Here is a 6,294-nt window from a genome sequence, read left to right on the forward strand (position 1 = left end):
GGGTTCGGTTGGTTCGAGCATTGTTTCTGCGCTCGGGAGGTACAAACGCATGGAGTGTGCCAAGGCGGGCCAGGTCAGCGTGAATCGCCCGCAAACGCAGGCGGGACGTGGGAAGAAATTTTTCGAGGCGGGGAAAATGGCGCCAGCGCACAGTGCACGGCGGCCTAAATCTGGCGGGCGCATACCAACACAACAGACACCATGTGTTCGCTCGTCAGCGACAGACGCCAGCGGGGCGCGGCGATCGCGCTCAGCGTGACTGGGAAACAGGGGGAGGCGTGATGCGCGCGATACGTTCAGTTCGGGGGTAGCGCTTTCCCACCACGGAGGCACGCGCGCGGCGCAACCGCGATCCCGGCGGCGCGGTGCGTTCCGCGCCGTACCGGAACGCGATCACTTCACGTAGATCGTGATCTTCTTGGAATAGATCGGCGGGTTGTGCGGGATGTGCTTGTCATCGGCCATCAGCAACTGCAGGGTGTGCTTGCCCGGTGGCAGTTCGATCGTGGTCTCGGTCTCGCCGGCGCCGAAATGCACATGGTTGCGATCGTTAGGAATTTCCTTGTCCATCGGCGGCAAGTCCGTATCGATCAACAGATGGTGATGACCCGTGTTGGGAAACTTCACGCCACGCGGCGCCACGCCCATGCTGCGCAGCCCGAACCACACTTTGATCGGCTTGCCCGCCGGCAGGACCTGGTTGTTGTTGGGGTAGCCGATGTACAGGTAGGCATTGGACGGCGCGGGCGTCGGACCCGCGATCGCGCTGGCCGGCATGACACCGTTCAGAAGCAGGCTGGCGGCGAGCGCGGCAGCAGATATGAGCTTACGCATGGACTCTCTCCCGTATCGTGCCGCCGGCCCGGCGGCCCGGGCCTTATCGAACGGTAATGGTGATCTTCTTGGAGTAGATCGGCGGATCGTGGGGCTTATGGTCCTTGTCGCCGAGCAGCAACTGCAAGGTGTGTTTGCCTGGCGRCAGCTCGATCCGCGCCTCGGTCTCGCCCGCGCCAAAGTGCACGTGGTTCCGGTCGTTCGGAATCTCCTTGTCCATCGGCGGCAGGTCAGTGTCGATCAGCAGGTGGTGATGGCCGACATTGGGCATGTCGGTCCCCTTGGGCGCGACCCCCATATTGCGCAGGCCCATGCGCACCCAGAATTTGCCGCCGTCGATCACGGCGCCATCGGGGGGCCAGATGATGTAGACCTCGGCATTGGGCGGGGATGTGGCGGACAACGAGATCGAGGGCAACGGCGCCAACAGAGACGCTGCCAGTGTGCCGAGCACGGTTCGCCTGTGCATACGATAGCCCTCCCGAACAACGGTCCGCGCCGGAACATGCAAGGCAACACCTGTGTGGCAACGCGTGCACCCGGCGCCGCTGCAAAGCAACGGACGCAGGCAATTCGCGTGACCTCGAAAGCGCGGTGGATTCTTGCTCTTCGTCAGCGCTTTTGCATTTCGTCATTTAGCTTAGAACGGAAAACTGCAAAAAGATACTTGGTGCTGCCGTGCGCGATCGCTGGGCGCAGGCAACAGTGAGCTTGCTGCGCCACCTTGCGTTGCGAAGCACCTCCGGATTCACAATCGCTGTGCTATGGTTGATTGAGCGAGCCCAGTGCCGCCCGCGCTGCATCGCGTCGGCGCCAGGGACGAGGCGGACCGGCCGGGTGATGGCCGGGTATCATCGCTCGCTGGTGGCGCGTCACGCCGCTTGCGCGTGGGACCGCCGATGCACTTCGGCGCCGTACGAACAAGGCCTGAATATGTGGCGAAAACTCCTTGTCATATGCCTGTTCGCGTTGGCAGCGGCCGTGCGTGCCGAAGCCGGCATCGACACGCCAGCGTCCACCACCGAAGCACGGCTCACGGCCACTTCCGCCGGGAACGGCCAGGCCCGGCGTCTCGCCCTTGTCATCGGCAATGCCGCGTATGCGGACGAACCGCTGCCCAATGCCGCCACCGACGCGCAAGCCATGGGCCAGACCCTGGCAGCTCTCGGCTTTGACGTCATGCTCCGCGAAAACCTGGACCGTGACGGCATGGCAAGCGCGCTTGCCGAATTCCGGCAACGGTTGCAAGCAGGCGGCGTCGGTCTGTTCTACTTCGCCGGGCACGGCATCGAGGTCGCGGACAACCCGGTGCTGATTCCCGTCGATGCGGGCAGCCGCACGCCCGCCCGCTTGCTCACGGCGGGCACCGAGCTTCGCACCGTGCTGGCAAGCATGTCGGTGCCGCGCCCGGACATGCGCAACGTGCTGATCCTCGATACCTGCCTGGACAATCCGTACCGCGGCGGTGCCTTCAAGCCGCCAGCCGCGCCCGCCAACACCCTGATCGCCTATGCCACGGCCCCTGGCATCGCCGCAGCCGAAGGCGTCAGCCATGGCGTATTCACCGCCGCGCTGCTGCGTACGCTACGCATGCCCGGACTCGATGCCGAGGCAGTCTTCCGGCAGGCGGGCGAGATCGTCAGCATGCAAACGGGGCTGCGGCAGCAGCCGTGGGTCTCGTCCTCGCTGCCCGCCCCGCTCCGGTTGGACACGGACGCGGCACCCGCCATCGACAGCACCACCTATTCCGCCAGCCTGGACGGGAATCCGGCGATCCGGCATCGCGGGATCCTCCCGAAAGACAGCGATGAACAATACGAGCTCAGCTTCTGGGATTCCATCAAGAACAGCAATTTCCCCAGCGACTATGAGGCCTACCTGAAGGCGTATCCGAACGGCCGCTTCGCGCCGCTGGCACGGGCAAGGATCGAGCGGCTGCGTGCGGCGGGCGTCAAGGCAGAGCCGCCCGCCGACCGCGCCCGCACCGCGCCCGCCGCCTCCGGGCCAACCGCGGCACAGGGCACAGTCACGCCACCGCCAGCGCGCACGCAGACCGGAAAAGTGCAACCGCCGCCAGCCACTTCATCCGCCAGCGCGCCCGCCGCCCCGGCAAGTACGCCCTCACCCGCCACGCAACACGCCGCCGCTTCCGGCGCGGTGACGGTCGACATAAAACCGGGTGAGATCAAGGACTGCCCGGCTTGCCCCGTGCTGCACAACGTCGCACCGGGCAGCTTCACCATGGGCAGCAATGGCGGCGACCCGACCGAAAAGCCCCCGCACCGCGTCACCATCGCGCAGCCCTTCGCGATCGGCAAGTACGAAGTCACCGTGGAGCAATGGGGTGCCTGCGCCGACGCTGGCGCGTGCCCGCGTATCGCCACCGTCGCAAGCGCCCCCAGGAACGCGCCCATGCGCGATGTGAGCTGGGACGATGCCCAGCAATACCTCGCATGGCTGAACAAGACCACCGGCAAGCACTATCGCCTGCCGACCGAGGCCGAGTGGGAATACGCTGCCAGGGGCGGCACCTCAACGCTCTACTGGTGGGGCGACCAGATGCGCAAGGGAACGGCGAACTGCAAGGATTGCGGCGATCCGTGGAGCGCCGATACGCCGGCCAACGTCGGCTCCTTTGCCCCCAATGCCTTGGGCCTGCACGACGTGAATGGCAGCGTGTGGGAATGGGTCGCCGACTGCTGGCACATTTCCTACAAAAACGCACCGGTTGACGGGCGTGCCTGGGACGAACCCGGCTGCAGCGTACGCGTGATCCGTGGCGGCTCCTGGTTGGAGGGCGCGAGCTATATGCTCTCCTCCACCCGATTCAAGTACAGCGCCAGCGTGCGCCAGTCGCAGAATGGCTTTCGTGTCGTGCGAGACATGAAGTAGCGGCTTCCGTGCCAGTCCCGTCGGGGCAAGCTGGCCGACTAGCGCGCCTTGGTGGATATCTGCACCAYGTCGGCGCCGATGTGGTCATCTCCATGCTTGGCGGCCATCGGCCCCAACTGCCGTTCAAGCGCGCGCAGATAGTCCTGCCTGGACTCCACCTCCGGGCGTAGCGCGTCGAACAACGGCGCTGGCGTGGTGAGCAGCACGATCAGCTCCGTGCCAAACGGCTTTGCGATCACCCAGTCGCCGAGGCTGCCGACGGTCGCGTGATAGCTGGCGGGAGCCTGGTTGGCCTTGGCGCGCTGGCTGGGCACCATGTGCACGACCTTGCCGTCCGCCATGTAGTAGTCGACATAGACGTAGGTGTCGTAAGGCGGCGTCGTGATATCGACAATCAACGGTGTACCCTCGGTCAGCTGAGCACCTGGCGCCCTGGTGCGGATCGTGGTGAGCGCGTCCCCGTCGCGGCGCCCCGACCAGTAGGGCCCGATCAGCTTGATCACATCGCACTTGTCGTCACCCAGCGGTTGCACGTCAAGGTTCAGTGTCTGCACGCCGGGAACCGCCTCCAGTTCATCTTTCAAGCGCTTGATGCCGAACCGGTCCGCTACGTAGCCGCGCACCTGCAGCGCATGCTCCTGCGCCGATGCCGAGAAAAGCGAGCAAGGCACGCGCGCCAGCACCGGCGCGACAGCCTGCATGGAGAGCGCGCGCTCCGCCTTGGCTTCCTGGCGCGATGGCGCTTGCGGCGGCGCAGGCTGGGCGGGTTGCGTTGCGACGGGCGCGGGAGCGGTCTGTGTCGGGGGCTGAGCCTGGCCGTCCGGCGGGTGACGCGAGCGCCATGCGTAGTAACCCACGCCGCCTGCCACCAGCACACCGGCCAGGGACACAGCACCCAGCCTGGCCATCGGCATCGCGCCGCTGCGCTCGGTTCCCAGGTCGGCCAGGAAGCGTGCCACGGTGGGCGTGCGCGTCGCGCGATCGAAGGACAGCGCGGCACGCAGCGCTCGCCACTGGCCGCGGCTCAGCGACTTCGGCCGCTGCGGCTTGAGGCCGGCACCGCGTGCCTGGTTGGCCGACAACCGCTCGTAAGGATGCCGGCCCGTCAGCAGTTCATACGTCACGCAGGCCAGCGCGTAGATGTCATCGCGCGGGTCCGGCTCGCGATGCTCGAACATCTCGGGACTGGCATAGGCTGGTGTCATGCCGCCGAGCGTGCCAGGGTCGAACACGGTCGGGTCCGCATCGTCCGCCGGTTGCTGGAAGACCCGCGCGATGCCGAAATCGATCACCTTCACTTCACCGCTGTCCGTGAGGAACACGTTGGCAGGCTTGAAGTCGCAGTGGACAAAGCCACGTTCATGCGCATAGGAAAGCGCCCTGCCCATGCCGGTAACGATTGGCAGTGCCTTGGCGAAGGGCATGCCGGCGAAATCCGGCGCGCGCAAGACGCGATTGAGCGACTTGCCCGACAGGTACTCCATGGTCAGGTAGACCACCGAACCATCGCGATCGAAATCATAGACCGTCACGATATTGCGGTGCGCCAGCGTCTGCGCCTTGCGCGCCTCGCGCTGCAGTGCTATCAGCGATTTCGGATGACCGCGGAACTGCACATTGAGAACCTTGATGGCGATATAGGGCTTGCGGTCGGAGGCCTCGAGCTTGCGCAGGTCCAGCGCCTTGTAGACCGTACCCATGCCCCCCACGCCAAGGCATTCCTCCAGTACAAAGCGGCCATTCAGGGTGTCGCCCACCCCCTTGGACTGCTCCGCGCCGGCAATGGCCTGGTCGGCCGGCGGTACCGGCGCGGTCGAGGGCGTGGTGGGCGGGGAAGCCATGCCGGGAGCGCCGGTCTGGACGCGGGTTTCCTCGCCGCCATCCGCGAACTGCGTTGCCCCGCGGCGCTCAATGCGCTGCAGCACCTCTTCATAGACGCCTGGCGGCAGCGGGAAGCGCGTGTTCTCCTCGCAAAGCATGTCCGCCAGCTGCGTCGCGCTGGCCTGGTCCRCGGCCAAGGTGCTGTCAATGCGGGCAAGAAGCTCGTCGTGCGACAGACCACCGCTTTGGAAGGTACGTATCAGGTCTGGAATGCTAGGCATCGATGCAGCCGCGACGTAGTTGCGCGTAGTTGCGCCTTGAGCGTTCACTCGCCGCTCACCGGCGAGTACCTACCCACGATGGATACTAGTCCGCACTCATGCCAATCGCAAACCCCTCGTGCATTGCATCAACACCGGCAAGAGACGCCTGCCGCACGATTGACGGGTCCAGGCGGCTGCGTGTCGCGCATTGGCGAACACCCGGTGTTGTTGTGTTGGTATGCGCCCGCCAGATTTAGGCCGCCGCGCACTGTGCGCTGGCGCCATTTTCCCCGCCTCGAAGAATTTCTTCCCACGTCCCGCCTGCGTTTGCGGGCGATTCACGCTGACCTGGCCCGCCTTGGCACACTCCATGCGTTTGTACCTCCCGAGCGCAGAAACAATGCTCGAACCAACCGAACCCCAAGTCCCAATCGCTCCCAAGGAGAACTGCCATGACTACCACCCTCGCCATCAAGGACCTGTC

At 65.5% G+C, this 6,294-nt stretch carries 4 protein-coding genes; 1 reads left to right on the forward strand and 3 read right to left on the reverse strand.

Annotated elements, in window-relative coordinates; genetic code table 11:
- Positions 1-393: 393 nt before the first annotated feature.
- Positions 394-834 (reverse strand): DUF4399 domain-containing protein, encoded by a 441-nt coding sequence (locus AC1DN0_RS39810; RefSeq protein ID WP_441637349.1) that lies wholly within the window; start codon positions 832-834, stop codon positions 394-396.
- A 43-nt stretch (positions 835-877) separates the two neighbouring features.
- Positions 878-1,303, reverse strand: a complete 426-nt coding sequence (locus tag AC1DN0_RS39815) for a DUF4399 domain-containing protein (RefSeq protein ID WP_477146542.1) — start codon at positions 1,301-1,303, stop codon at positions 878-880.
- A 464-nt stretch (positions 1,304-1,767) separates the two neighbouring features.
- On the opposite strand from AC1DN0_RS39815, the gene AC1DN0_RS39820 reads away from it, so the two are divergent.
- Positions 1,768-3,726 (forward strand): SUMF1/EgtB/PvdO family nonheme iron enzyme, encoded by a 1,959-nt coding sequence (locus AC1DN0_RS39820; RefSeq protein ID WP_441637351.1) that lies wholly within the window; start codon positions 1,768-1,770, stop codon positions 3,724-3,726.
- Between the two features lie 38 nt (positions 3,727-3,764).
- Here the strand turns inward: AC1DN0_RS39820 and AC1DN0_RS39825 are convergent, their stop codons facing one another.
- Positions 3,765-5,828 carry a serine/threonine-protein kinase gene (locus tag AC1DN0_RS39825; protein ID WP_477146543.1) on the reverse strand — a complete coding sequence of 688 codons (2,064 nt, stop codon included), beginning with the start codon at positions 5,826-5,828 and terminating at the stop codon, positions 3,765-3,767.
- Positions 5,829-6,294: the final 466 nt, after the last annotated feature.

This window comes from Cupriavidus sp. 05N39 (assembly GCF_056397325.1).

Coding starts and splice junctions, on each gene's coding strand:
- AC1DN0_RS39810 (WP_441637349.1), bottom strand. CDS start 834: ATGCGTAAGCTCATATCTGCTGCCGCGCTCGCCGCCAGCCTGCTTCTG.
- AC1DN0_RS39820 (WP_441637351.1), top strand. CDS start 1,768: ATGTGGCGAAAACTCCTTGTCATATGCCTGTTCGCGTTGGCAGCGGCC.